This is a genomic window from Amycolatopsis rhabdoformis (genome assembly GCF_035918295.1).
GTDB classification, from domain to species: domain Bacteria; phylum Actinomycetota; class Actinomycetes; order Mycobacteriales; family Pseudonocardiaceae; genus Amycolatopsis; species Amycolatopsis rhabdoformis.
The window spans coordinates 9,897,689-9,922,804 of the sequence record NZ_CP142149.1 but is presented as its reverse complement, the minus strand read 5'-3'; the positions used below and the strand labels follow the sequence as shown (position 1 = coordinate 9,922,804).

At 71.0% G+C, this 25,116-nt stretch carries 22 protein-coding genes; 12 read left to right on the top strand and 10 right to left on the bottom strand.

Annotated features, from left to right (window positions below):
- Positions 1 to 26: 26 nt before the first annotated feature.
- On the bottom strand, positions 27 to 839 hold the full coding sequence (locus VSH64_RS46210; RefSeq protein ID WP_326569065.1) for an ABC transporter ATP-binding protein: 813 nt from the start codon (positions 837 to 839) through the stop codon (positions 27 to 29).
- A 318-nt stretch (positions 840 to 1,157) separates the two neighbouring features.
- Here VSH64_RS46210 and VSH64_RS46205 point away from each other — a divergent pair, with 318 nt between their 5' ends.
- Together VSH64_RS46205 and VSH64_RS46200 are read left to right on the top strand one after the other, a co-directional pair.
- Positions 1,158 to 1,703 carry a cysteine dioxygenase gene (locus VSH64_RS46205; RefSeq protein ID WP_326569064.1) on the top strand — a complete coding sequence of 182 codons (546 nt, stop codon included), beginning with the start codon at positions 1,158 to 1,160 and terminating at the stop codon, positions 1,701 to 1,703.
- A complete protein-coding gene (locus VSH64_RS46200; protein ID WP_326569063.1) occupies positions 1,700 to 2,095 on the top strand; it encodes a rhodanese-like domain-containing protein in 396 nt (131 codons plus the stop codon). Before VSH64_RS46205 ends, VSH64_RS46200 begins: the two co-directional genes overlap by 4 nt.
- 49 nt (positions 2,096 to 2,144) lie before the next feature.
- Here VSH64_RS46200 and VSH64_RS46195 read toward each other — a convergent pair whose 3' ends face one another.
- Positions 2,145 to 2,651 (bottom strand): GNAT family N-acetyltransferase, encoded by a 507-nt coding sequence (locus tag VSH64_RS46195; protein ID WP_326569062.1) that lies wholly within the window; start codon positions 2,649 to 2,651, stop codon positions 2,145 to 2,147.
- On the bottom strand, positions 2,651 to 5,194 hold the full coding sequence (glgP, locus tag VSH64_RS46190) for an alpha-glucan family phosphorylase (protein ID WP_326569061.1): 2,544 nt from the start codon (positions 5,192 to 5,194) through the stop codon (positions 2,651 to 2,653). Before glgP ends, VSH64_RS46195 begins: the two co-directional genes overlap by 1 nt.
- Before the next feature lie 95 nt (positions 5,195 to 5,289).
- Here glgP and VSH64_RS46185 point away from each other — a divergent pair, with 95 nt between their 5' ends.
- Positions 5,290 to 6,717, top strand: coding sequence for a neutral zinc metallopeptidase (locus VSH64_RS46185; protein WP_326569060.1), 1,428 nt, complete (start codon positions 5,290 to 5,292; stop codon positions 6,715 to 6,717).
- On the opposite strand, the gene VSH64_RS46180 is transcribed toward VSH64_RS46185, so the two are convergent.
- The 3 genes from VSH64_RS46180 to VSH64_RS46170 all read right to left on the bottom strand — a co-directional run bounded on the left by VSH64_RS46180 (position 6,714) and on the right by VSH64_RS46170 (position 8,748).
- The gene (locus VSH64_RS46180; protein WP_326569059.1) at positions 6,714 to 7,445 is read right to left on the bottom strand and encodes an SDR family NAD(P)-dependent oxidoreductase; all 732 of its coding nucleotides are present in this window, start codon (positions 7,443 to 7,445) and stop codon (positions 6,714 to 6,716) included. The genes VSH64_RS46185 and VSH64_RS46180 overlap by 4 nt on opposite strands.
- A gap of 128 nt (positions 7,446 to 7,573) precedes the next feature.
- Entirely contained in the window at positions 7,574 to 7,729 is a 156-nt protein-coding gene (locus VSH64_RS46175) for a hypothetical protein (RefSeq protein WP_326569058.1), read from the bottom strand.
- A gap of 89 nt (positions 7,730 to 7,818) precedes the next feature.
- Positions 7,819 to 8,748, bottom strand: coding sequence for a tetratricopeptide repeat protein (locus VSH64_RS46170; RefSeq protein ID WP_326569057.1), 930 nt, complete (start codon positions 8,746 to 8,748; stop codon positions 7,819 to 7,821).
- Positions 8,749 to 9,292: 544 nt separating this feature from the next.
- Between VSH64_RS46170 and VSH64_RS46165 the strand changes: the two genes are divergently transcribed.
- Positions 9,293 to 9,697 carry a hypothetical protein gene (locus VSH64_RS46165; RefSeq protein ID WP_326569056.1) on the top strand — a complete coding sequence of 135 codons (405 nt, stop codon included), beginning with the start codon at positions 9,293 to 9,295 and terminating at the stop codon, positions 9,695 to 9,697.
- Positions 9,698 to 9,922: 225 nt separating this feature from the next.
- On the opposite strand, the gene VSH64_RS46160 is transcribed toward VSH64_RS46165, so the two are convergent.
- Positions 9,923 to 10,228, bottom strand: coding sequence for a thiamine-binding protein (locus VSH64_RS46160; protein ID WP_326569055.1), 306 nt, complete (start codon positions 10,226 to 10,228; stop codon positions 9,923 to 9,925).
- 87 nt (positions 10,229 to 10,315) lie between these two features.
- Here VSH64_RS46160 and VSH64_RS46155 point away from each other — a divergent pair, with 87 nt between their 5' ends.
- On the top strand, positions 10,316 to 10,816 hold the full coding sequence (locus VSH64_RS46155) for a MarR family winged helix-turn-helix transcriptional regulator (protein ID WP_326569054.1): 501 nt from the start codon (positions 10,316 to 10,318) through the stop codon (positions 10,814 to 10,816).
- Between the two features lie 667 nt (positions 10,817 to 11,483).
- On the opposite strand, the gene VSH64_RS46150 is transcribed toward VSH64_RS46155, so the two are convergent.
- From VSH64_RS46150 to VSH64_RS46140, 3 genes are all read right to left on the bottom strand, one after another.
- Complete coding sequence (locus VSH64_RS46150; protein ID WP_326569053.1) at positions 11,484 to 11,855, bottom strand: DUF3817 domain-containing protein; 372 nt, start codon at positions 11,853 to 11,855, stop codon at positions 11,484 to 11,486.
- 291 nt (positions 11,856 to 12,146) lie between these two features.
- Positions 12,147 to 14,546 (bottom strand): GH92 family glycosyl hydrolase, encoded by a 2,400-nt coding sequence (locus tag VSH64_RS46145; RefSeq protein ID WP_326569052.1) that lies wholly within the window; start codon positions 14,544 to 14,546, stop codon positions 12,147 to 12,149.
- A gap of 92 nt (positions 14,547 to 14,638) precedes the next feature.
- Entirely contained in the window at positions 14,639 to 17,878 is a 3,240-nt protein-coding gene (locus tag VSH64_RS46140) for a GH92 family glycosyl hydrolase (protein WP_326838219.1), read from the bottom strand.
- Between the two features lie 331 nt (positions 17,879 to 18,209).
- Between VSH64_RS46140 and VSH64_RS46135 the strand changes: the two genes are divergently transcribed.
- The 7 genes from VSH64_RS46135 to VSH64_RS46105 all read left to right on the top strand — a co-directional run bounded on the left by VSH64_RS46135 (position 18,210) and on the right by VSH64_RS46105 (position 24,995).
- A complete protein-coding gene (locus tag VSH64_RS46135; protein ID WP_326569051.1) occupies positions 18,210 to 19,193 on the top strand; it encodes a LacI family DNA-binding transcriptional regulator in 984 nt (327 codons plus the stop codon).
- Positions 19,190 to 20,227, top strand: coding sequence for a class I mannose-6-phosphate isomerase (locus tag VSH64_RS46130; protein ID WP_326569050.1), 1,038 nt, complete (start codon positions 19,190 to 19,192; stop codon positions 20,225 to 20,227). Before VSH64_RS46135 ends, VSH64_RS46130 begins: the two co-directional genes overlap by 4 nt.
- A gap of 4 nt (positions 20,228 to 20,231) precedes the next feature.
- The gene (locus VSH64_RS46125) at positions 20,232 to 20,996 is read left to right on the top strand and encodes an ATP-binding cassette domain-containing protein (RefSeq protein WP_326569049.1); all 765 of its coding nucleotides are present in this window, start codon (positions 20,232 to 20,234) and stop codon (positions 20,994 to 20,996) included.
- Positions 20,993 to 22,039: an ABC transporter permease gene (locus tag VSH64_RS46120; protein WP_326569048.1), complete on the top strand. Its 1,047-nt coding sequence runs from the start codon at positions 20,993 to 20,995 to the stop codon at positions 22,037 to 22,039. Before VSH64_RS46125 ends, VSH64_RS46120 begins: the two co-directional genes overlap by 4 nt.
- 45 nt (positions 22,040 to 22,084) lie before the next feature.
- Complete coding sequence (locus VSH64_RS46115) at positions 22,085 to 23,083, top strand: ABC transporter substrate-binding protein (RefSeq protein ID WP_326569047.1); 999 nt, start codon at positions 22,085 to 22,087, stop codon at positions 23,081 to 23,083.
- 101 nt (positions 23,084 to 23,184) lie between these two features.
- Complete coding sequence (locus VSH64_RS46110) at positions 23,185 to 24,240, top strand: sensor histidine kinase (RefSeq protein WP_326569046.1); 1,056 nt, start codon at positions 23,185 to 23,187, stop codon at positions 24,238 to 24,240.
- Positions 24,237 to 24,995 carry a LytR/AlgR family response regulator transcription factor gene (locus VSH64_RS46105; RefSeq protein ID WP_326569045.1) on the top strand — a complete coding sequence of 253 codons (759 nt, stop codon included), beginning with the start codon at positions 24,237 to 24,239 and terminating at the stop codon, positions 24,993 to 24,995. Before VSH64_RS46110 ends, VSH64_RS46105 begins: the two co-directional genes overlap by 4 nt.
- Positions 24,996 to 25,116 lie beyond the last annotated feature (121 nt).

The following is a 25,116-nucleotide window of genomic DNA, read 5'->3' as shown; positions in this document are numbered from 1 at the left end:
GAACGCTACCGGTCGGTAAGGACAACCTACCGGCGGCGGGCGAAGAACCGCTCGCCCGAACGCTGGAGCACCAGGTCCTGGTCGAACGTCTTCGACAGGTTCTCGCTCGTGATCACGTCGTCCATCAGGCCCCCCACCACCGCGTGCCCGTCGCGCAGCAGCAGCGCGTGGGTGAAGCCCGGCGGGATCTCCTCCACGTGGTGGGTGACGAGGACCATGGCCGGCGCGTCCGGGTCCATCGCGAGGTCGGACAGCCGCGCCACGAGGTCCTCACGGCCGCCGAGGTCCAGGCCCGCGGCCGGCTCGTCGAGCAGCAGCAGCTCCGGGTCCGTCATCAGCGAACGCGCGATCAGCACGCGCTTGCGCTCGCCTTCGGACAGCGTGCCGAAGGTGCGCTTCGCCATGTGCGCGATGCCGAGCGTGCCGAGCAGCTCGGCCGCGCGGTTGAGGTCGAGGTTGTCGTACGCCTCGCGCCAGCGGCCCATCACGGCGTAGCCGGCGCTCACCACCACGTCTTCCACGAGCTCGTCGCCCGGGATGCGCTGGGCGATGGCGGCCGAGGTGAAGCCGATGCGGGGGCGCAGGTCGAAGATGTTGACTCGGCCGATGCGGTCGCCGAGCAGGTCGACGGTGCCGGCGGTGGGGTGCAGCTCCGCCGCGGCCAGCCGCAGCAGGGTCGTCTTGCCCGCGCCGTTGGGCCCGAGCACGACCCACCGTTCGTCGAGTTCGACGCTCCAGTCGAGGTCCGCGAGAAGGTCGTTTCCGCTGCGGCGGACGCCGACACCGGACATCCGCACCACGAGGTCGTCAAGGTCGCTGGGCAGGCTCGGCTCGCTCACAAGCCCATTGTGGCCGCCCACGCGCGCGCGTCCGCACCCGCCCGGGGTTGACACCGCGCGAGGGTCCAGCGGATGAGACGACGAAGCGTACAAAGCGCGGGTTGTGGCACGATCGATGGCGTGTCCAGGTCCTCGTCCGCAGCCGTCCCCGCAGCCCGGGGCTCGTTCTGGCGCCGGCGCACGATCGACCTGCTCCTCGTGGCTTCCAGCGGGTGTACGCGGGCGCGGCCCGCCGGCTGAGCTGAGCGCTTTTCAGCATCACGGGGTGCCGCGCTGTGCCGTTCGCCAGCCGTCACCCCTGCCTGAGGAGCACCCGCGTTGACCACGTCGATCACCCGTCCCGACTTCGAAATCCACCCCCGGATCGCCGATCCCCTGCTGCCGCAGCTGGTGCAACCCGACCGCCTGCTGTGGACCCCGCGCGAGCTGGCCGATCTCACGAAAACCGTGACCACCGAGCTCACGTCGAGCCTGCGCGAGGTGCTGCGCTTCGACGAGGACGGCCGCTGGTGGGCGCGCCTCGCGCTCACCGACGGGCTCGAGCTGTGGCTGCTGTCGTGGCTGCCCGGCCAGCGGACGAAGCCGCACGACCACGGCGGCGCGGCCGGCTCGTTCACCGTGCTGCAGGGCGAACTCGGTGAGGAATACCGCTATCCCGGCGGGCCGATCCGCCGCCGCACGCACTCGGCGGGCGAGGGCATCGGCTTCGGCGCCGGCCGCGCGCACCAGGTCACCGGGCTCGGCGACCGGCCGGCCGCGAGCGTGCACGCGTATTCGCCGCCGCTGGTGCCCACACGGGAGTACTCGACCCTGGCCGACGTGCCCAACCGGATCCCGCCGCTGCCGGTCATACTCGGGCGATGAGCTCGATCGACGATTTCCTCGCCGGCGCCCGGTCCTCACTGGACCGCGTGGCGCCGGCGCGCGCGGCCTCGCTGCAGGCGCAGGGCGCGCTGATCGTGGACATCCGCCCGCACGCCAACCGCGCCGCCGAGGGTGAGATCCCCGGCGCCGTGGTCGTGGAGCGGATCCACCTCGAGTGGCGGCTCGCACCGGACAGCGACTTCCGGCTGTCCGGTGTGACAACTGACACGACGGCGATCGTGATGTGCAACGAGGGTTACTCGTCGAGCCTCGCCGCGGCGGACCTTCAGCGGCTGGGGTTGAAGAACGCGACGGATCTCGCGGGTGGGTTCCGGGCGTGGGCCGAAGCGGGGCTGCCGGTGGTGCCCGGTGGGTCGCCGGCGGTGCCCTGAGCCCGGGGAAGGACACCTGCGCGGCGGGCGTGACCGGGCGATCCGCCCGTCACCCCGCCGGCTCGGCGAGGTCGAGCCAATAGCGCTGCAAGGGGCCGAACCTGGTGTCCTGAGTCGTTTCGAAGACGCCACCCGCGCGTTCGATGGTCTTGGCCGACGCGCTGTTGCCCGGTTCGCAGACGAGCAGCACGCGGTCCAGGCCGCCGGCGCGCGCTTCGTCGAGCATGCCGCGCAGCGCCCACGCGGCCAGCGCGCGCCGTCGGGCTGTCGGGCGGATCCCGAAGCCGAGGTGGCCGGCCCAGGACACGTGGTCGGCGGGTCCGTGGCGCAGGGCGATGCCGCCGAGAACCTGACCGTCTTCGACGAGCCAGCGGTAGATCACGTGGGGCGCCTCGCCGGTCAGCCGAGCGACGAAGGCCGCGAAGCCGGCCGGGGAGACGACGTCGTCGGTCGGGTCGAGGCCGAAGCCGTCTTCGTGGAGGCCGGGGCCCCATTCGGCGTGGGCTTCGAGCCAGGCCCGATGCAGCCGCGTGGCAGGGGCGACCAGGTCCCTCATCAGGCCAGGACCACCCGTGCCAGCTCCGCCGGACTCGCCAGCAGCGGGTGCTTCGGCAGCACCCGCACGGTGTAGCCCACCGAGCCCGCCCGCGGCAGGCGCAGTGACGCGGCGAACGCGCCGATGCCGTCTTCGCGCATCGGCACGGTGACGGTGTCGGTGAGCTCGTCGCCGTCGCCGAGCTGGCCCACCACGGCCTGGATGTCCACTTCGGACGGATCGAGGCCCGCGAGGTCGATACGGGCGCGCACGGTGACCTCGGTGCCGACCACGAGCCGCGAGGAGTGGTCGTAGAGCAGCTCCGAGTCGAAGATCCGCACGCGCGGCCACGAGACCTCGAGCTTGGTCCGGTAGTCGGCCAGCGAGAGGGCGCCGCTGTAATTGTTCTCGACGGCCGCGGCGACCATGCGCGACGCGGGCAGGTAGCCGGAATCCACGTACTCGCGCACCATGCGGGACGCCTGCACGCGCGGGCCGAGCGTTTCGAGCGTGTGCCAGACCATCGACAGCCAGCCGGACGGGACACCCGAGGCGTCGGTGTCGTAGTAGAGCGGCGCGATCTGCTGGCCGAGCAGGTCGTAGAGCGCGGCGGCTTCGAGGTCGTCGCGGCGCAGCGGGTCGGTGACGCCGTCGGCGGTCGGGATGGCCCAGCCGTTGGAACCGTCGTAGCACTCGTCCCACCAGCCGTCGCGGATGGAGAGGTTGAGGCCGCCGTTGAGCGCCGACTTCATGCCCGACGTGCCGCACGCCTCCAGCGGCCGCACGGGGTTGTTGAGCCACACGTCACAGCCGCGGTACAGGTAGCGGGCCATCGACATGTCGTAGTCAGGCAGGAAGACGATCCGGTGGCGCACGGCGGGATCGTCGACGAACCGCACGATCTGCTGGATCAGCTGCTTGCCGTTTTCGTCGGCGGGGTGCGACTTGCCGCCGATCACGAGCTGGATCGGGCGCTTCTCGTCGAGCAGCAGCGCGCGCAGGCGGTCGGGGTCGCGCAGCATCAGCGTGAGCCGCTTGTACGTGGGCACGCGGCGGGCGAAGCCGACGGTGAGCACGTCGGGGTCGAACACGCGCTCCGTCCAGCCCAGCTCCAGGGCCGACGCGCCGCGCTGCATCCAGGCGGCCCGCACGCGGCGGCGCACCTCGGCCACGAGCTTCTCCCGCAGCTCGCGTCTGAGCTCCCACAGCTGCTGGTCCGTGACGCCGTCGCGCAGCGAGCTGCCCGGCGTGCGGCCCTCGTGTCCGAACTCGTCGTGGTTGCCGCCCAGCAACGCGCTCAGCTCGCGCGCGACCCACGTGGGGCCGTGCACGCCGTTGGTGATCGACGACACCGGCACCTCGTCGTCGTCGAACCCGGGCCACAGGCGGGAGAACATGCGCCGGGTGACGCGGCCGTGCAGCTCCGAGACGCCGTTGGCGCGCTGGGCCAGGCGCAGGCCCATGTGCGCCATGTTGAACAGGCCCGGGTTGTCCTCGGCGCCGAGCTGCAGCACGCGGCGGACGTCGACGTCGGGCACGAGCCGGCCATCGGAGAAGTAGCGCTGCACCAGGTCGACCGGGAAGCGGTCGATGCCGGCGCTCACGGGCGTGTGCGTGGTGAACACCGTGCCCGCGCGCACGGCCGGCAGCGCCTCGTCGAAGCCGAGGCGGTCGGCCTGGATGATCTCGCGGGCGCGTTCGAGGCCGAGGAAGCCGGCGTGGCCCTCGTTGGTGTGGAACACGTTCGGCTGCGGGTGCCCGGTGAGCTCGCAGAACTTCCGCACGGCCCGGAACCCGCCGATCCCGGCCAGGATCTCCTGGCGGATGCGGTGGTCGGCGTCGCCGCCGTAGAGCCGGTCGGTGACCGGGCGCAGGTCCTCGTCGTTGGCCTCGATGTCGGTGTCGAGCAGCAGCAACGGGATGCGGCCCACGCGAGCGCGCCAGATCTGCGCGCGCAGCGTGCGCCCGCCCGGCATCGCGACCTCCACGAGCACCGCGTGGCCGCCCTCGGTCACCAGCTCGAGCGGGAAGGCGTTGGGGTCGATCACCGGGTAGTGCTCGACCTGCCAGCCGTCGAGCGAGAGGCTCTGGCGGAAGTACCCCGATCGGTAGAGCAGGCCGACGCCGACCATCGGCACGCCGAGGTCGGAAGCCGCCTTCAGGTGGTCGCCCGCGAGCACGCCCAGGCCGCCCGAGTAGTTGGGCAGGGCCTCCGTGACGCCGAACTCCATCGAGAAGTACGCGACGGCCGCGGGCAGGCCTTCGTCGGTGCGGCGCTGGTACCAGCGCGGCTCGGTGAGGTACTGCTCGAGCCCGGCGGCGGCCTCGTGCGTGCGACGCAGGAAGTCCTCGTCGACGCTGAGCTCCCGCAGCCGCTCCGGCGGCAGCGCGGTGAGCATCCGCAACGGGTCGCGGATGGCGTTGAAGAGCTCGGCGTCCATCGACGCGAACAGGTCGCGAGTCGGTGGGTGCCACGTCCAGCGCAGGTTCGTCGCGAGCGCACCGAGGCCCGCGAGCGATTCCGGCAGGCTGGCTCGGACGGTGAACCGGCGGACAGCACGCATGGTCAGCGACCATATCGGGCCCGGGCCCGGTGCGCGCGTGACCCGTTCGGGGATAACGCTCACACGGGGCACTCGCGCTGGGTAGGGTCCCGGGCGTGAAGAGGCGAGGGGGAGCGCTGCTGGCGCTCGCGGTGGTGGCCGCGCTGGGCGCGGCGGCGTGCGGAACCGGTTCGGCCGGGCCGGTCACGCCCGGGGCCGGCAACGTCGCGGGCCTGCCCGTGACCCACTTCGACAGCGGCCTGAAGAGCGGCGCGCCGAAGCCGGGCCTCACCGTGAAGAACGCCGAGGGCGGCCAGGACGACCAGCTCGCCACGGCCGCGATCGCCGACGTCGAGGCGTTCTGGGGCGAAGCGCTGCCCGCCGACTTCGGGCTGGACTTCCGGCCCGTGACCTCGCTGCTGTCCTACGACTCGCGCACCGACACCGAGCAGACGGCGTGCGGCAGTGTGAAGAAGCTCGTGAACGCCTTCTACTGCTCCGCCGACGACTCGGTGGCGTGGGACCGCGGCGTGCTGCTGCCGATGCTGCGCCAGCGGTTCGGGCCCATGTCGGTGGTCACCGTGCTGGCGCACGAGTTCGGCCACGCGATCCAGTACCGGCTCGGGCCGAAGGCCGGCATCACGCAGAGCACGCCGAGCGTGGTGAAGGAGCAGCAGGCCGACTGCTTCGCGGGCAGCTACTTCCGCTGGGTGGCCGAGGGCAAGAGCAAGTACTACCAGGTCTCGACCGCCGAGGGCCTGGACCAGATCATGGCCGCGATGTTCTTCATCCGTGACCAGGCCGGCACGAGCGCCACCGACCGGCAGGCGCACGGCACGGCGTTCGACCGCACGTTCGCGTTCCAGGCCGGGTTCGAGAAGGGCCCGAAGGAGTGCGCGGGCATGAACGCGCAGAACGTGCAGGCCCGCCTCACCGAGCGGCCGTTCGACCGCGGCGACACCGGCAAGGGCGACGCGAAGATCTCCGACGACACGCTGGCGCTGCTGAAGAAGAGCCTCGACTCGGCGTTCGGCGGGGCCGGGGTGAAGGCGCCGGAGATCGTGCCCGGCAACGGCAGCTGTTCGGGCGGACCGGCCACGCCACCCGCGTCGTACTGCCCGGCGGACAACACCGTGAACATCGACGTCGCGCAGCTCACGCAGCTGGCGCAGCCCGTGGACGAAGAGGCCGAGGCGGCCGGCGAACAGAGCACCGGGCTGGGTGACTTCGCGGCGTTCGCGGAGGTGGCTTCGCGGTACGCGCTGGGCATCCAGAAGGGGGTCGGCGCGTCGCTGGACAACCCGAACGCCGGGCTGCGCACGTCGTGCCTCGTGGGGGCCTGGGCGGCGTTCACGAACCGGCCGGGCTCGCTGCGGCTCTCGGCCGGCGACCTCGACGAGGCGATCGCCGACCTGCTGCGGCCGCAGGGCCTGGTGTCGGCGGACGTGAACGGCAAGCGGCCCGACAGCGGGTTCGACCGGGTGGAGTCGTTGCGGCGCGGGTATCTCGAGGGGTCCTCGGTCTGCTCGAAGCAGTACGGCTAGAAGCCCGGCGCGATCCACGTGGCGCCGTTGTCGTCGCCCGGCAAGTGGTCGAGCAGCCCTCGGGCGGAGGTTTCCGGGGAGATCAGCACGCCGGTTTTGTAGGCGTCGACGAACCCGCGACGGACCGGTTCGGTGAGGCCGCGGTCTTCGCGGACGGCGGCCTGCATGGCGGTGTCGACCATGCCCGGCTGGTAGACGTTCACGGTCACGCCGGAGCCCGCCAGCTCGGCGGCGAGGTTGTGGCTGTGGGCTTCGAGCGCGGCTTTGGTGGTGGTGTAGGCGTTGCCGCCGACGAGCGCGCCCGGGTGCGCGGTGACGCCGCTGGACACGTTCACGACGCGGCCCCAGCCTCGGGCGAGCATGCCGGGCAGCACGCCGAGGGTGAGCGTGACCGGTGCGGTGAGGTTGATGGCGATCGCGGCGGCGAACTCGGCCGGGTCCACCTCGGCGGTCGCACCGACAGGGCTGGTGACGGCGGCGTTGTTGACGAGCACGTCGACCGGGCCGACTCGGTGCAGGAGCGCGGCGACCTGCGCGGGGTCGCCGAGGTCGGTGGCGAGGACGCGGGTGGCTCCGGTGGCGAGCTCGGCCGTGTGCGCGAGCTCTGCCTCGGACCGGGCGACGAGGACGACTTCGGCGCCGCGCTCGGCCAAGCCCAGCGCGAGGGCTCGGCCGAGTCCTCGGCCGGCGCCGGTGACGAGGGCGGTTCTGCCACGCAGGCTGCTCACCGGACCGAGGTTAGCCGGAGAAGATCTTTGGGCCGGGGAACGGCGAATGCCCCCGGCCGCTGGGGTCGGGGGCATTCGTGGGAGAACAGCTCAGAACAGGGCGCTCGCCAGGTTGCGGCGGGCCTTCATCACCCGCTCGTCGGCCGGGTCGAAGAGCTCGACGAAGACGTCGACTGGCCCAGCTGGTGCAGGAGAGCGGTGACCTGCTCGGGCTCGCCGAGGTCGACAGGGAGGACGCGGCCGGCGCCGGTGACGAGGGCGGTTCTGCCACGCAGGCTGCTCACGCGACCGAGGTTAGCCGGTGAAGATCTTTGGGCTGGGGAACGGCGAATGCCCCCGGCCGCCGAGGCCAGGGGCATTCGTGGGGAACAGCTCAGAACAGGGCGCTCGCCAGGTTGCGGCGGGCCTTCATCACGCGCTCGTCGGCCGGGTCGAAGAGCTCGAACAGGGCGACGAGGTGCTCGCGAACGCGGTTGCGGTCGTCGCCGGCGGTGCGGCGGACGGTGTCGATCAGGCGGGTGAACGCGGCGTCGACGTCCTGCTCCGCGATGTCGAGGTCGGCGGCCGCGAGCTGCGCGTCGAGGTCGGCCGGGTCGGCGTCGGCCTTCGTGCGGGCGTCGGGGTCGGCCGCTTCGGCGCGGGCGGTGAACTTGACCTGGGCCAGGGCGTTCTTGGCCAGCTCGTTGGCGGGCTCGGCGTCGAGGATGCGCTCGTAAGCCGCCTGCGCGGCGGCGAAGTCACCCTGCTCGAAGGCCTCTTCGGCCTCGGTGAAGCGCGGGTCCTCGGGCTCCTCGATCGGGCCGCGGACGTCCTCGGCGGCGCGAATGCCGGGGAGCTTGTCGCGCAGGGCGTCGAGCAGCGCGTCCAGCCACTTGCGGATCTCGGGCTCCGGCAGAGCGCCGGAGAACGCGTCCACGGGCTGGCCGCCGCCGACCGCGACGACCGTCGGGATCGACTGGGCGCCGAAGAGCTGCGCGATGCGCGGGTTGGCGTCCACGTCGACGCGGGCGAGCACCCACGCGCCGGCCGCTTCGGTGGCGAGCCGCTCGAGCACGGGACTGAGCTGCTTGCACGGGCCACACCAGTCGGCCCACAGGTCGACGAGCACGAGCTGGTTGAGCGACCGCTCGACGACGTCGGCCTGGAACGTGGCTTCCGTCACATCCAGGATCACGTCGGACGGCGGCGCGGCGCCTCCGGCCGGTGCCCCACCCGCGGGCGGTGCGGGGGGCTGGCTCCGGGACGCGTCGGCCCGGGCCTTGAGCGCGGACAGGTCGACCGCGCCGGACAGTGCGGCGGACATGGCCGCTGAGTTCGCTGCAGATCCGCGTGGGTGTGTCACGCCTCCATCCTGGCACGTCGGGGCGGGACATTTCACCGCCGGTGCCCCGGTTGTGCGCTCGGGGCGGTGTCGGTGCGCGGTGGAGGCGGGGTCTGGTGGGCGGGGTGCGTCGCGGTCGGGCCGGGTCGGGAACGCGGCGGGGTCGGGTCACGGCTGGGCGGGTGTGCGGGTGTGAGGTCGAGTGGCGGCCGGGCGGGCGTGAGGTCGAGTCGCGGCCGCGCGGGCGCGAGGTCGAATGGCGGCTGGTCAGGCGTGAGGTCTAGCGGCGGCCGCGCGGGCGCGAGGTCGAGTAGCGGCCGGGCGGGCGTGAGGTCGAGTCGGGCCGGGCTGGAGGTCGAGTAGCGGCCGGGCGGGCGCGAGGTCGAATGGCAGCCGGGCGTGCGTGAGGTCTAGTGGCGGTCGGGTCTCGGTTCGCCTCGCGGTCGGGGTCGGGTCGCGATGGGATGCGATTGGCAGGAGCGCCCGGCTCGGGCATGCTCACGGCGGAAAGATCAGGGAGGCCGTGATGCTGAGCCGGCGCAACGCGACCGTGGGGGTGGCGGTCGGGGTGGGCGTGGCGTGGGTCGTCGCGATCACCGTGCTGATCGGCAACCAGCCGGACCCGGGCTCACCGACGCCGGCCGGGCTGCGGGATTCCCTGCGCAGCGCGCTGACGGCTCGTGATTCCTCGGCCCTGGAAGACCTGCTGAACTACCCCGGCTCCGGCGCCTCGGACTTCGCGGACGACTACGTGGCCGTGCTCGGCGACGAGGACGCCCGCGACATCGCGGTGCAACTCGTGCCGGACGACCACGACCCGACGCGCGCGGTGGTGACCGGCCTGGCTCGCGGGGCCCGGTTCACGTACTCGCTGGCGGTGACGCGGGAAGAGGGCCGCTGGACGGTGGCGTTCACGCCTCCGTTGCCGTAGGTCGTGCCGCTGAGGGCCGGGCCTTGGCGATCGGGTCTGGCGCGGCGGTCCGACGGCCTCTCGATGTGATTCGGCGCCGGATGGCAAACCGGCCAGCCGGACGCCGTCCACGCCGACCGGTCAGGGCGCGCAGGTGAGCGAAGGCCGACGCACGGCTGACGCGACGGACTGCGGCGCCGGGCCCGGCGGGCGGGCCCGGTCGAGCCCGGCGCGCCGAGGGGTGGGTCAGGCGTTGCGCAGGTGGGCTTCGACGCGCTCGACCTTGGCGGTGAGCTGGCCGGTGTCGTGGCCCGGGCGGATGTCGGCTTTGAGGACGAGTCCGACACGAGCCGAGCCCTCCCCCGCGGCGGCCACGGCCTCCTTGACGACGGCCATCACCTCGTCCCACTCGCCTTCGATCTCGGTGAACATCGAGCTGGTCGAGTTGGGCAGTCCGCTGTCGCGGACGACCTTGACGGCGCGGGCGACGGCTTCGCTCACGCTGCCGTCCGGGGCGGCGGCCGACGGGCTCACGCTGAAGGCGACGATCATGTCGGGATCCTTTCATCGGACGAAAACAATGGCGGCTGAGCAGGGCGATCGCCGCGTTCCGGGTACCCGCTGGTAACTTCGCTTGTCATGAACCGACCGCTGCCGTTCGACCCGATCGCCCGTGCGGCCGAGCTCTGGGAGGACCGGATCGGTCCCGCCGGAACCATGGCCGCGGTCACCGGTCTGATGCGGGTGCAACAGATCATCCAGTCGGCGGTCGACGGCTCGCTCAGGCCCCACGGCCTCACGTTCGCCCGCTACGAGGCGCTCGTGCTGCTCACCTTCGCCCGCAACTCGCGGCTGCCGATGCGGGTGATGGGTGAACGGCTGCAGCTGCACCCCACCAGCGTCACCAACATAGTCGACCGCCTCGAGCGCGACGGGCTCGTGAAGCGCGTACCCCACCCCACCGACCGCCGCACCACGCTCGTCGAGATCACCGACGACGGCCGCGCCCGCCGCGAAGCCGCCACGGCCGCGGTGACGGGGATCGACTTCGGCATGACCGGGCTCACCGAGCGGCAGGTCGAACAGCTCACCGACCTGCTCACCAAGGTCCGCCGCTCGGCCGGCGACTTCAGCGAATAACGGCACCACCCGCGAACACCGCGCACGGTGAGCCGACGAGCGCTGCGCCGTCGGCGACTTCAGCGAACAGCCACGCGGCCCAGGGCCACCGGCGGTCGATTCACAGCGCCCCACGCAAGGGCCGCACGCTCCGCGTACAAATCCGCGCGGATGACCGGTCCGGCGCCGCAAGCCCGGCAGGTCGACGAATAGCGGCACCACCCGCCCACACCGCGCACGGCGAGCTGACGAGCGCAGCGACGTCGGCGACTTCAGCGAACAGCCGCGCGACCCACCGGCGGTCGATTCAGGGGGCGCCGCAAGCCCGGCAGTTCGACGAACAGCTGCTCCACCCGCGAACACCGCTCGCGGCCGACCCGACGCAGACCGCCAGGCCGGAAGCTCCGGCGAATATCCGTGCGCCCGCGAACGTCGTCCGCGGCCGACCCGACTGGCGCCGCGAGGTCGGCGACGCCGGCGAAGCAGGTGGCGGCTCGACCCGAAGGCGGCCGCCGCCGAGCTGAAGGCCGGCGAGCCCAGCGCCGCGCGAAGAGCAGGTCGCCCAAATCGCAGCCGCGCGGGCATCTCCCCGACGGCAAACCCGGGCACACTCCCACCAGGCACCCCGACGAAAAACGGGCCCGCGCAACCCGAAGGTCGCGCAGGCCCGTTCGCAGAGCGGTGGGACTCAGGCGTTGACGGTCTCCGGCAGGCGCGGCTCGAACAGGCCGACGCCGCCGTGGGTGAGGCGCTGGGGGCCGTCGAGGCGGCCGTTGCGCAGGGCCCACTTTTCGAAGATCCAGGTGAACAGCGGCGGGATGCTGGAGAGCAGCGCGAGCACCAGGGTCTTCGGGCGCCAGCCGAGCGGCTTGGCGACGGACAGGGAGACCAGCACGTACAGGACGAAGATCACGCCGTGGACCATGCCGATGACGGGAACGCCGCCTTCACCGGAGGAGTGCACGACGTACTTGAGAAACATCCCGATCAGCAACGCGGCCCAGGACAGGGCTTCGGCGACTGCGGCCACGCGGAACACGATAGCGGCCTTGCTGGACACGACTTTCCTCCTGTGCGTCACACTGGTGCGTGCTTTCTGCACACACAAAACGCGCCCGGCGCACTGTCCAAGCGGGAATCCCCGGCTCGGTCTCAACAGCACTGTCGGACGCGTATGAGACCAGTGTGAGGCGTGACTGCCCTCACCGGAACACCGGGGGCCGTGACTATGCTCACGAACCGTCACCAAAGTGGTCTGGACCATACGAAAAAGGCCCCGGAAAACCGTGAAGGCCCCTCCCCGATCTCGCATTTCGGGAAAAGGCCTTCACGGATAGTTCTCAATCGGACACTAACCGGCACAAGGGGACGGCGGCGCCGAGGAAGGTGACGTTGCCCACGTGGCCCGGGCGGCGTCGGCGGTGAGGGTGAAGTCCAGTGTGGTCCCGCGGGTCAGCTGGTCCACGTTCACGTACGACTTGTCCGACGGGCGGGACAGCCGGCCGTCGCCCACCTTCAGGCTCTGGACGTACTGCAGTTTCGAGCCGTCGGCGCCCGGTGCCTTGATCGTGACCGAACGTCCGTTCTGCAGGTGCAGCACGGACTTCGCGAACTGCGGCGCGTTCAGCACGAAGTTCCCGGTACCGGGAACGGCCGGGTAGAGGCCGAGCGCGCTGAAGACGTACCAGGCCGACATGGTGCCGAGGTCGTCGTTGCCGGTGACGCCGTTGGGCGCGTTCGTGAAGAGCGTGTGAGCCGCGCGCACCACCGCGGAGGTCTTCCACGGCTGCCCGGTGAGCGTGTACATCCACGGCGAGTGCAGGTCGGGTTCGTTGTTCGGGTTGTAGCGGAACTGGTTGTAGTACGAATACGGCCCGACCACCCATTCCTCGCGAACGGTCTTCGCCGGGTCCTTCACGAGGTCGTCGTAGGCGAAGAAGTCGTCGAGACGGGCGTGCGTGTTGGCGGCGCCGCCCATCGACTTCATCAGGCCGGGCACGTCCTGCTGCACGAGCCACTGGTACTGCCACGCGGTGCCCTCGTGGAAGCCGTCCTGGCTCTGCGGGCTGTACGCCTGGCCGGGCGGGGTGAACCAGTCGCCGCCGGCGAGCTTGGGGCGGAAGAAGCCCGTGAAGCCGCGGTCGGTCACGGTCGGGTCCCACAGGGTCTGGTAGGTGCGGCCCTTCGCGGCCAGCGCGGCCGCGTCCTTCTTCTTGCCCAGCGCCGCGGCCATGGTCGAGAGCGAGCAGTCGCCGAGCGCGTATTCGAGCGTGGCCGAAGCGCCGTGGTTCGGGTCGGTGTCCTGACCCTTCTTCGGGAAGTTCGGGTCGTACTGCACGAACCCGTCGGCCTGGTAGCTCGCGTTGCCCGAGCGGCCCTGGAACGGTGACGAGGCCGGCGGGATCTGCTGCGAGTTCTGCAGCAACGCCTCATACGCCTCCACTTCGTCGCCGCGCAGCGCGCCGAAGCGCCACAGGTCGACCAGGAACGGCGTGACCGGGTCGCCGGTCATGGTGTTGGTCTCCTGGCTCGCGTACGCCCACCGCGGCAGCCAGCCGCCCTGGTCGTGGATCGCGAGGATGCTCTTCGCGATGTCGCGCGCCCGGTCGGGCTTCAGCAGGGCGAGGAGCTGGTTCTGGCTGCGGTAGGTGTCCCACAGCGAGAAGAAGTCGTAGTACGTCCAGCCGATCGCGCGGTGGATCTTCTTGTCGAAGCCGTAGTAGCGGCCGTCGGCGTCGTTCGCGGTGAGCGGCTGCAGGAACGCGTGGTAGAGCGAGGTGTAGAACACCGTGCGCTCGTCGGGCGTGCCGCCGGTGATGTCCACACTGGACAGTTCCTTGCGCCACGTCTGCTGCGCGTCGGCCTTCACCGCGTCGAACGGGCGCACGCGCGAGGCCGCGAGGTTCACGTCGGCGCCGTGGGCGTCCACCTGGGAGATCGAGGTGGTGGCGGTGATCTGGTCACCCTTCGGGAAGGTGAGCCACGCGCCGCGCAGGCCCGCGCCGCCGGACGCGGACTTGCTGCCGGGTGTGCCGCCGGTCGGCGACCAGGTGCCGTAGCTCTTGAAGGGCTTGTCGAACTTGGTGGTGAAGTACGTGGTGTACGCCTTGCCACCGCAGAAGGCCTGCGATTCGACGGTGCCCGCGATGGTGTGGTCGTCGACGATCCGCACGCTGCTGCCGGTCACCGGCTCCTTGGCGTTGGCCTGCCCGACGTTCACGAACACGTTGGCGGGCCCCGACTTGTCGAACGTGTAGCGCTCGACGCCACTGCGCGTGGACGCGGTGGTCTCCACGTCGACGCCGCCGTAACCCGTGAGGTGCACCTTGTAGTAGCCGGGTTTGCCGACCTCACCGTCGTGCGTGTAGGGCGCGGCGTAGTTCGCGTTGTCGAAGGTGGCCGGTTTGGTGGTGTCGAACGCGGCGCCCGGGCCGACGTCGCCGGTGGTGGGCAGCGTTGACACCAGGCCGCCCTGCTCCCAGCAGCCCGCGCCGGACAGGAAGAAGTGGCCGAAGCCGCGGATCGCCGTGTCGGTGTAGAGGTACCCGGCGTAGTGGGTCGTTTGTGGACTGACCTGCGTCATGCCGAACGGCACCGAGGCGCCGGGGAACGTGTTGCCCTCGTCCTGCGTGCCGATGAACGTGTTCACCGAGTCCAGCGCGTCGGCCGGCCTGGCCGAGGCGGTGACCGGCGTGAGACCGGCCGCCGCCACGGCGAGCGCGACCGCGCCCGCCAGTGTTCTGCTCCTCATCGAGCTCCCTCCCGGAGAACTGAGTCCGTGAAGGGCGCCCCGAGGAATCCCTCGAGGCGCCTCCACGGACCTGCTGACAAAGCGGGTGAAGATCAGCCGACGGCGATGGCGAAGATGTGCATCGTGCCGCCGCTGACGTTCGACGGCAGCGTCACGCTGGCAACCGTCTTACCGGCGTCCAGCGTGATCGGCGCGGTGCCGAACACCATCGTGCGAATCTGCTGCGGGTCGGTGCCCGAAGCGTTGCGGTACGGCGTGGACAGCACGATCCGGTTGCCGAACGACGGCTGGGCCGCGCCGCCGCCGAGCGTCCAGTCGGACACGCCGACGGTGGCGGTGGACGTGGTGCCGTCGGTGTAGGTGACGGTGAGCGTGCCCTGCGCGTTGCCGTTGGAGCCGGAGCCGAGCAGCGCGAGCCGGCCGGAACCGGTCACGGTCACCTTCTGGCCGTTGGCCACCACGTTGTCCGGGTCGCCCGCCGGGAACGACGGCCAGGTGAAGTTCAGGCCGTCGCTGGTCACGGTGCCGCCCGGCTTGGCGCCGGCCGCGGCCAGCGCGTCGGCCGAGTAGCTCCAGCCGCCGCCGTCGAAGTTGGCCTTGGTGGAGTCGGAGTCGGGTGAGATGCCGGCGTTGTCCACTGTGGCCAGCCAGCTGCCCTGCTGCGCCACCAGCACCGTGAGCACGGCCTGCGTGCTCGCGAGGCCCGGTGCGGAGAAGGTGATCGGGATGCGGCGCGCGCCGTCGGCGGTGCCCGCGGGCACGGTGATGCTCACCGTCGCCTGGGCTTTGCCGTTGGCGGGCACGGCGACCGTGCCCGACGCCGGCGAGAGCGTGATGCCGTCGGCGCTCGCGGCGCTGTAGGTCCACGTCTTCGCGGTGCCGGACAGGTCCTGCACGCCGACGCTCGCCGTGGCCGTCGAGCCCGCCGGGGTCACCACGCGGGCCGGGTTGGCGAAGCCGAGGCTCGGCTTCTCCTGCTCGCGGAACGACGGAGGCGTGTTGGCCGCCCCGGAGCCCCACTGTGTGGCGGTGGCCGAGCGGGTGAAGTCGAGCTTGCCGCCGGTGGAGACGAGGGCCTCGGGCAGCCACGCCTTGGCGGCGTCACCGCCGTTCACCTTCAGGCCGCCGACGTAGTCACCGGTGCCCGGCGCGTTGATCGTGATCTTCTTGCCCGCGCCGGTCGTGAGCACGGCCTGCTGGAAGCGCGGCGTGGACAGCAGCACCTCGGCGCGGCCCGGGATCTCCGGGTAGATGCCGAGCGCCGACCACACGTACCAGGCCGACATCTGGCCGAGGTCGTCGTTGCCGATCAGGCCTTCGGGACGCGGGTTGTAGAGCTCGTCCATCGAGCGGCGCACGATGGCCTGGGTCTTGGCCGGGGCACCCGCGTACGAGTACACGTAGGGCGCGTTGGAGTTCGGCTCGTTGCCCATGAACGCGTACGGCAGCTGCGTGCCCGCGTTGAGCTGCGTGAAGAAGGTGTCCAACCGCGACTGGGTCGCGGTGTCGCCGCCGAACGCCGAGACGACGCCGCCGAGGTCGTAGGGCACCATCCACTCGTACTGCGCGCCGTTGCCCTCGACCCAGCCCTGTGAGCTGGCCGGGTCGTAGGTGCCGGCGAAGGAGCCGTCGGCGTTGCGCGGCTGCAGGTGGCCGGTGCCCGGGTTGTAGAGGTTCTGCCAGTTCTGCGCGCGCTTCATGAACGTGGTGTAGGTGGCGCTGTCGCCGAGACGCTGCGCGAACTGCGCGATGGCGAAGTCGGCGCTGGTGTACTCCAGCGTGTCCGCACCGGCGCCCGGCACGTAACCGAGGCGCATGTAGTCGGCGAGACCCGGGCGTTCGGTGTAGCCCTGCGTCGGTTGCGTGGCGCCCTTGATCATCAGCAGCAACGCCTTCTGGGCGTCGAAGTCACGCGCACCGAAGGCGTACGCGCTGGAGACGATGATGTGGTACGGGTCGCCGTTCATCACGCCGGTGTAGTCGTTGGCCACGGTCCAGCGGTCCCACGAGCCGCCCTGCTCCGCGTAGGCCATCATCGAGCGCACGATGTCCGACGTCTGGGCCGGGTCGATCGTGGCCAGCAGCGGGATCTCCGAGCGGTAGATGTCCCAGCCGCTGAAGTTGGTGTACATCGCGTGGCCGGATTGAGCACCGTCGGCCTTGTGGATCCGGCCGTCGAAGCCGGGGTAGGAACCGTCCACATCGGAGAACACGTTGGGCTGGATCAGCGAGTGGTACAGCGACGTGTAGAAGGTCGTCATGTCCGCGTCGGCGCCGCCGGTCACGGCGACCTTGCCGAGCTGGTCGTTCCACGCCTTGCGGGCGCCGGCCGCGACCTGGTCGAAGGACTTCTTGCCGTTGTTCTCGGCCTTCAGGTTCGCCTTCGCGCCGTCGACCGACACGAACGACAGGCCGACCTGCACGTTGACCTGCGCGCCGTTGAGGTTCGCGAAGCTCACGTAACCGCCGCTGCCGGGGCCGCTCACGGTGGTGTCCTGGGTCTTGGCCTTGGCCGGGCGCGCGATGGCGGCGTTCACGCCGTTCGGCTGCGCCACCTTCGCCCGAGCACCGCCGGTCTCCGACGTCTTGCCCGGCGTCACGGCGCCGTTCTTCCAGGTGCCGATCGAAGCGAACGGCGTGTCGAACTTGGCCGAGAAGTACACGCGGTAGGTGTTCTGCGCGCCGCAGAAGCGGCCGCTGGTCGCCCAGCCGCTGATGGTGTCCTTGCCGATGGTGATCGACGCGTCGTCGGTGCCGTTGACCGAGCCGGACGTGTTGACCAGCAGCGTCGAGGAGGCGCCCGCGGGGTAGGTCAGGCGCGCCGAGCCGGTGCGCTGGGTCGCGGACAGCTCGACCTTGGCGCCGCTGTCGAGCGTGACGTCGTACTCGCCCGCCGTGGCGTGCTCGTTGTCATGGCTGAACTTCGACGTGTAGTGGCCCGGGTCCGTGGCGGGTGAGGTGCTGACCTCGCCGACGTACGGGATGAAGGGGATGTCCTCGTACGTCGAGCAGCCGGCACCCGAGAGGTGCGTGAGGCTGAACCCGGTGAGGGCGTTGTCGTCGTAGAAGTAGCCGCCCGGCTGCGACTTCACCGTGTCCGGGCTCCACTGCACCATCCCGAACGGCGCCACCGCGCCCGGGAACGTGTTGCCGGCACCACCACCGGTGCCGTGGTCCTCACCACCGGGCCGGGTTCCGACGAAGGGGTTCACCCACTTCGCGAAATCCGTGCTCGGCGCCTTCGCCGCCTCGGCCGCGGTGGCCGGCGCGACCGCCGCCACCACCGCCGCGGTCAGGAAGATCAGTCCGGCTCTCCAGCGCGCTCGCGCCATCGCCATCGCCTCTCCAGTCGTCGGCGCGACGCCGTTGCCGGGCCCCGGGGTCAAGGCGTGGATGACAACCTTGTCGCGCACACCGTCGATGCGGGCAACCTTGGGCAATACTTCACGAGAACGTCAAGTGCGAGGTGAGAGCCTGTCTTGTTCCGGACACACTGATCAGCCATCTGCCCCACAACTTTCGCAGGCAGAATCCCACTCGCCGCGAACCGGGCATTGACACGGACCCGGCCGGTGGTGTGCAATCTGCGCCACTATGACAACGTTGTCTCCTCATGGCCGGGAAGCGGACGGGCTTCCCCGCCCGGCGAGCCGACGGGCCACGATGAGCGATGTGGCCCGGCTGGCCGGCGTCAGCATCAAAACCGTGTCCCGCGTGGTCAACGACGAGCCCGCGGTGCACCCCGACACCGCCGAGCGCGTGGTGGCGGCCATCGAGCAGCTCGGCTTCCGCCGCAACCTCGGTGCCCGCAACCTGCGTCGTGGCTCGACCACGGGCACGATCGGGCTCATCGTCGAAGACGTCGGCAACCCGTTCTACTCCGAGCTCAACCGCGCGGTGGAACGCATCGCGACGTCGTTCGGCCGCCACGTGCTCACCGGTTCGTCGGAGGAGAACTCCGACCGCGAACGCGAGCTGGCGCTGGAGTTCTGCGCGCGGCGCGTGGACGGGATCCTCGTGGTGCCCGCCGGCATGCAGCACGGCTACCTCGTGCCGGAGATGCGCGCGGGCACGCCGGTGGTGTTCCTCGACCGCCCGGCCGGCGACATCGTGGCCGACACCGTGCTCGTGGACAACCTCGGCGGCACCATCGAAGCCGTGACGCACCTGGTGCGCCAAGGCCACCGCCGCATCGCGTTCCTGGGCGACAGCCCCGACATCTTCACCGCGGCCGAGCGCCTGCGCGGCTTCCGCGAAGGCTGCGTGCGCAACGGCGTGTCCTACGACGAAAGCCTCGTGGTGATGCGCACGCCGACGCCGGAGACGATCTCGCACGCCGTGGCCGCGCTGCTGTCCGGCCCCGCCGCCGCGACCGCGGTGATCGCGGGCAACAACCGCGTGGCCGTGCACCTGCTGCGCGCGCTGGCCCACGCCGAGCGCCGGCCCGCCATGGTGAGCTTCGACGACTTCGAGCTGGCGGACCTGCTGGACCCGCCGGTGACGGTGGTCGCCCACGACGTCAGCGCCCTGGGGCACGCGGCGGCAGAGCTGCTGTTCGCGCGGATCCAGGGGGATCAGTCCGCACCCAGAAAGGTAGTTCTGCCCGTGCATCTTGTCGCCCGTGGTTCCGGTGAGGTCGCCCCGTGAGCACGCACCTCGAACCGATCCGGCTGCCGGCCAACCAGCCCCCGCAGTTCTACCGCGGTGGCGACGCGATCGCCGCGCTGCGCGGGGCCACCGGCACCGACTCGAAGTTCGGCCCCGAGGACTGGGTCGGCTCGGTCACCACGATGTTCGGCCAGGAGACCAACGGTCTCACCAAGCTCGCCGACGGCACCTGGCTGCGCGACGCCGTGCGCGGCAACGCCGAAGCCTGGCTGGGCGCGGCGCACGTCGCGAAGCTCGGCGACTCCACCGGCCTGCTGGTGAAGCTGCTCGACGCGGGCCAGCGTCTGCCCGTGCACTTCCACCCCACCGACGCGTTCGCGCAGAAGCACTTCGACTCGCACTTCGGCAAGACCGAGGCGTGGATCGTGGTCGGCACCTACGGCGACGACCCGCGCGTGTACCCGGGGTTCAAGGAGACGGTGAGCAAGGAGACCGTGGCCGAGTGGACGCGGGAGCAGGACGCGCCGAGCATGCTGGGCGCGCTCAACAGCGTGTCCGTGCAGGCCGGCGACACCGTGTACATCCCGGCCGGGCTGCCGCACGCGATCGGCGAGGGCGTGTTCGTGGTGGAGCTGCAGCAGCCCACGGACTTCTCGCTCACGCTGGAGTGGCGTGACTTCCTGGCCTCGCCGGAGAAGGGCCACCTCGGCATCGGCTTCGACACCGCGATCGACACGCTCGACACGTCGGGCTGGGACGCCGAGCGGCTCACCACGATCGTGAAGCACACCGCCGAGGACAAGAACACCTCGGTGGACCTGCTGGCCGCGGGCTCCGACGAGTTCTTCCGCGCCGACCGCGTGCAGCTGACCGGCGGCTCGCTGGCGCTCGACCCGTCGTTCTCGGTGCTCGTGGTCCTCGACGGCGCCGGCTCGCTGCGCACCGAACACGGCGGCGAGTTCTCGCTGACCAAGGGCGAGACGTACGTGGTGCCGTTCGATGCCGGGCAGGTCGAGGCGTCGGGTTCGCTCACGGCGATCCGCTGCCGCCCGCCCGCACTCGAGAAGAGGTAGCCCGATGAGCGAGGTCCTGCTGGACGCGGTGGACCTCACCAAGCACTACGGCTCGGTGGAAGCCCTGCGCGGCGCTTCCTTCCAGGCCCGAGCTGGTGAGGTCACCGCTTTGATCGGCGACAACGGTGCCGGCAAGTCGACGCTCGTGAAGTGCCTTTCCGGCGCCGAGCAGCCGACGTCCGGCAGGATCCTGCTCGACGGCGAAGAGGTGCACCTGGACTCCCCCGTGACCGCGCGGCGGCTCGGGATCGAGACGGTGTACCAGGACCTCGCCGTCGCTCCGGAGCTCGATCCCGCGGCGAACCTGTTCCTGGGCCGCGAAATCCACCGCAAGGGGATCCTCGGCAAGCTGGGAATGCTCGACAAGGCCGCGATGCGCCGCCGGGCCGTGGAGGAGTTCCAGCGGCTCGGGGTCACGCTGCAGAGCACCGACGTGCCCATCGGCTCGCTTTCGGGCGGGCAGCGCCAGAGCGTGGCCGTGGTGCGGTCGGTGGTGTGGGCGTCGAAGGTCGTGTTCATGGACGAGCCGACGGCCGCGCTGGGCGTGGTGCAGCGCGAACGCGTGCTCGACGTGATCAAGAAGGTGCGCGACGAGGGCATCGCGGTGGTGCTCATCAGCCACAACATGCCCGAGGTGCTCTCGGTGTCCGACCGCATCGAGGTGCTGCGGCTGGGCAAGCGCGTGGCCCGGTTCGCCGGGGCGGACACGAAGCTGGAAGACCTCGTGGCGGCCATGACGGGCGCCCTCGTCCAGGAGGAAGCCGCGTGAGCACTCCGACCAAGGACATCCAGACCACTGTGGACGATGGTCTCGCCAAGGTGCCGCTGGGCAAGCGACTGGTGGGCGCCAACACGTTCTGGATCGCGCTGGTGCTGCTGGCGTTGATCATCGTGTTCACCGTGCTCGCGCCGGGCAACTTCGCGACGCTGTTCAACCTGCAGACGACGCTGATCGAGACCTCGGTGCTGCTGGTGATCTCGGTGGGCATGACCTTTGTGATCATCACCGCGGGCATCGACCTGTCCGTGGGATCGGTGCTGATCTTCGCCGGCATGGTGGCCGGCAAGACGATGGAAGCGCTCAGCCCCGGCGGCAACGCGACGACCGCGGGCTGGGGGGTGATCATCGTCGGAATGGTCGCCGGAGTGCTCGGCGGAACGATCTGGGGCCTGATCAACGGCTGGCTCATCGCCGTGGCCAAGATCCCGCCGTTGATCGTCACGCTCGGCACGCTGGGCGCGGCGCTCGGCGCGGCGCTGCTGCTCAACAACGGTTCGGACGTGCGCAGCGTGCCCACCGTGCTGACCAAGACGCTGGGGTACGGCACGTCGTTCGGCGGGGTGCCCAACCTGGTGCTGGTGGCCGTGGTGATCACGCTGATCGGGGCGTGGTTGCTGCACACCACGAAGTTCGGCCGCTACACCTTCGCCATCGGCTCGAGCGCGGAAGCCGCGCGCCGCTCGGGCATCGGTGTGACCGGGCACCTGCTCAAGGTGTACCTGCTCACCGGGTTCCTGGCCGGCGTGGCCGGGTTCATGTCGCTGGCCTACTACTCGTCGACGACCGTCTCGGCGCACGCCACCGACAACCTCAACGCCATCGCCGCCACGGTGCTGGGCGGCACGAGCCTCTTCGGCGGCATCGGTTCCATGCTGGGCACGGTGATCGGTGTGTTCATCCCCGCCGTGCTGACCAAGGGCTTCAACATCATCCACGTGCAGGACTTCTGGCAGCGGATCGCCGTCGGCGCGGTGCTGATCGCGGCCGTGTGGTTCGACCAGCAGCGCCGGCGGCGCCGCAACTCCCGCTGATCCCCCGTTTACCCCGGTTTCCGAGAGTACAAAGAGGTGCTGACGATGAAACTGACCAAGGCCCTGATCGCGGCCGGTGCGCTGGCTTCGGCGGCTTCGCTGGTGGCCGCCTGCGGCTCCGGGCAGGTGGGCCAGAGCGGCGGCTCCGGCGACTCGGCGAACACCGCCAACAGCAAGAAACTCACGCTGGTGCCCGGCGTGCAGGCGGAGCCGTTCTACATCTCGATGCAGTGCGGTGCGCAGGAAGAGGCGAAGAAGCTCGGCTACGAGCTCACCACGCAGGCGCCCCAGAAGTTCGACGCGACCATGCAGACCACGATCGTGAACGCGCTGGGCGCCAACCCGCCCGCCGCGCTGCTCATCGCGCCGACCGACGACCAGGCGATGCTCGCGCCGATCCAGCAGGTGAAGAACCGCGGCACGAAGATCGTCGAGGTGGACACGTCGCTGCAGGACAAGAGCGTGGCCGCGTCGTCGATCTCCTCGGACAACACCGCGGGCGGCAAGCTCGCCGCGCAGACGATGGCGAAGCTCGCCGGCGACAAGCCGGGCTCGGTGCTGATCCTCGACACGATCGCGGGCACCTCGACCACGGCGGCGCGCGCGAAGGGCTTCGAGGACGAGCTGAAGAACCACCCGAACCTCAAGTCGGCCGGCATCCAGTTCACCGACAACGAGCCGGACCAGGCCGCGTCGAAGGTCACCGCGGCGCTGGCGTCGACGCCGGACCTGATCGGCATCTTCGCCACGAACCTCAACACCGGTGAGGGCGCGGCGACCGGCCTGCGCAACGCCGGCAAGATCGGCCAGGTCAACCTGGTGGGCTTCGACGCGAGCCCGTCCGAAGTGGACGGCCTGCGCAAGGGCGAGTACCAGGGCCTCATCGCCCAGGACCCGGCCGCGATCGGCACGCAGGGCGTGCAGCAGGCGGTGGCGGCGCTGGAGGGCAAGCCCGTGACGCGCAACCTCACGGCCGAGCTGCACTCGATCACCAAGGACGACATGGACGCGAACTCGAAGTACTTCTACAAGCAGAGCTGCTGACCGACCGGGTTTTCGAAGGGGACTTTCCCGCGTGGAAAGTCCCCTTCGCCGCGTTCGGGGCTAGGATCTACCCCCTGCCCGTCGCCGAGGGGAGGCCGTCGATGACCGAGGGTGTGCGGCTGCCGTGGCGCTCGGCCGCGCGCGCCGACCCCGTGCCGGTGCTGGCCGCGGCCCGCAAGATCACCGACGACCTCATCGACGGCCTCACCGGCACCCACGCGCGGCGCGCGGCCCACGGGCTGCGGCGGCTGTTCGGCGTGGCCGGGCTGGGGCTCACGGACCTGTCGGGCTCGCTGCTGTGGTCGGGGCGGCCGGGGCCGGACACGACCGTGGCCCACGTGCTCGACGAGGTGCTGCACAGCGAGGAGCCCGCCGGTCTCGACGACGTGGTCGCCGTGCCGCTGCACGTTCACGACGAGCTGGCCGGGGCGTTGCTCGTGGTCGGCGAGCGGGGGCCCGAGGTGGTGGGGCAGGCGGCCGACGTGGTGGTGCAGGCGCTGGAACGCGGCCGGCTCGAGGCGTCGGCGGATCAGGCGGCGCAGGCCGAGCTGCGGGCGTTGCGGGCGGAGATGTCGCCGCACTTCGTGTACAACGCGTTGACGGTGATCGCGTCGCTGGTGCGGTCCGAACCCGATCGCGCGCGGGATCTGATGCTCGACTTCGCCGACTACACGCGCTACAGCCTGGCGCGCCACGGCGAGTACACCGTGGTGGCCGAGGAGTTCCGGGCGGTGGAGACGTACCTGGCGCTGCAGCGCGCAGTGCTGGGCGAACGGCTGAAGGTGCAGGTGCGGGTGGCGCCGGAGGTGCTGGCGGTGGCGGTGCCGTACCTGGTGCTGGAGCCGTTGGTGGAGAACGCGATCCGGCACGGCATCGAGCCGCGCACCACGACCGGGCTGGTGCAGGTGCACGGGCAGGCGGAAGGGAACGACTGCGTGATCAGCGTGGAAGACGACGGCGTGGGCATGGACCCGAAGCGGGCCGCGGACATCCTCGCGGGCCGCGTCGCCGACGGTGGCCTTGGTTTGGCCAATGTGGACAGACGGCTGCGCAACGTGTACGGCGCCTGGTACGGGCTCACCGTGGAGACCGAGGTCGGGGCCGGCACGCGCGTGGTCGTACGCGTGCCACGGTTCCAGCCGGGAGTGCTGCCGTGAGCGGGCTGCGGGTGCTGGCCGTCGACGATTTGGCGCCGGCGCTGGACGAGCTGTGCCGGATGCTGCGCGAGGCCCCGGAGGTGGGCGAGGTCGTGGGCGCCGGGGACGCGCTGCGGGCGTTGAAGCTGCTGCAGGCCGACCACTTCGACGCGGTGTTCCTCGACATCTCCATGCCGGGCCTGGACGGGCTCGAGCTGGCGACGCTACTGGCCCGGTTGTCCGAACCGCCGGTGATCGTGTTCGTCACGGCGCACGACGGCCACGCGGTGGCGGCGTATGGGATCGGCGCCGTGGACTACCTGCTCAAGCCGGTGCGCACGGAACGGCTGGCGGCCGCGTTGGGGAAGGTCGTGCGCATGGCGCCGTCTTCGGAGGGCGCGCAGCCGGTACCCGACGCCATGGCCGCCCTGCCGGTCGACGCGGGCGGCCGCACCCGCTACGTCCGCCGCGACGACGTGCTCTTCGTGGAAGCCCACGGCGACTACGTGCGCCTCCACACCCGCGGCGGCGTGCACCTCGTGCGCATGCCGATCTCCCGGCTGGAGGAGTACTGGGAGGGCACTGGGTTCACGCGGGTGCACCGCGGTTTCCTGCTCTCGGTGTCGGCGGTGCTGGAGCTGCGCAGCGACACCACGGGCGGGCTCCTGGCCCACACGCACGCCGGCGACGTGCCGGTGAGCCGCCGGCATGCCCGGGACCTGCGCGACCGGTTGCTGGAGGCGGCGCAGCAGGGGCAGCTGGGGTCCTCTTGGTGACCGGGGTCGGGTGGGTGCGCGCGACCCCGATGTGGCGTCGGGTGCGCTCAACGCACCCGATGTGGCATTCGGTGCGCTCAACGCAACGAATGCCGCATTGGGGCGCGGTGGTGGGAGCCGT

What these genes read in the sequence shown, in the direction of transcription:
- VSH64_RS46110 (WP_326569046.1), top strand. Translation starts at nt 23,185, where the DNA reads ATGACCGAGGGTGTGCGGCTGCCGTGGCGCTCGGCCGCGCGCGCCGAC.
- VSH64_RS46115 (WP_326569047.1), top strand. Translation starts at nt 22,085, where the DNA reads ATGAAACTGACCAAGGCCCTGATCGCGGCCGGTGCGCTGGCTTCGGCG.
- VSH64_RS46195 (WP_326569062.1), bottom strand. Translation starts at nt 2,651, where the DNA reads ATGAGGGACCTGGTCGCCCCTGCCACGCGGCTGCATCGGGCCTGGCTC.
- VSH64_RS46140 (WP_326838219.1), bottom strand. Translation starts at nt 17,878, where the DNA reads ATGGCGCGAGCGCGCTGGAGAGCCGGACTGATCTTCCTGACCGCGGCG.
- VSH64_RS46145 (WP_326569052.1), bottom strand. Translation starts at nt 14,546, where the DNA reads ATGAGGAGCAGAACACTGGCGGGCGCGGTCGCGCTCGCCGTGGCGGCG.
- VSH64_RS46170 (WP_326569057.1), bottom strand. Translation starts at nt 8,748, where the DNA reads ATGTCCGCCGCACTGTCCGGCGCGGTCGACCTGTCCGCGCTCAAGGCC.
- glgP (WP_326569061.1), bottom strand. Translation starts at nt 5,194, where the DNA reads ATGCGTGCTGTCCGCCGGTTCACCGTCCGAGCCAGCCTGCCGGAATCG.
- VSH64_RS46125 (WP_326569049.1), top strand. Translation starts at nt 20,232, where the DNA reads ATGAGCGAGGTCCTGCTGGACGCGGTGGACCTCACCAAGCACTACGGC.
- VSH64_RS46165 (WP_326569056.1), top strand. Translation starts at nt 9,293, where the DNA reads ATGCTGAGCCGGCGCAACGCGACCGTGGGGGTGGCGGTCGGGGTGGGC.
- VSH64_RS46155 (WP_326569054.1), top strand. Translation starts at nt 10,316, where the DNA reads ATGAACCGACCGCTGCCGTTCGACCCGATCGCCCGTGCGGCCGAGCTC.
- VSH64_RS46200 (WP_326569063.1), top strand. Translation starts at nt 1,700, where the DNA reads ATGAGCTCGATCGACGATTTCCTCGCCGGCGCCCGGTCCTCACTGGAC.
- VSH64_RS46160 (WP_326569055.1), bottom strand. Translation starts at nt 10,228, where the DNA reads ATGATCGTCGCCTTCAGCGTGAGCCCGTCGGCCGCCGCCCCGGACGGC.
- VSH64_RS46135 (WP_326569051.1), top strand. Translation starts at nt 18,210, where the DNA reads ATGAGCGATGTGGCCCGGCTGGCCGGCGTCAGCATCAAAACCGTGTCC.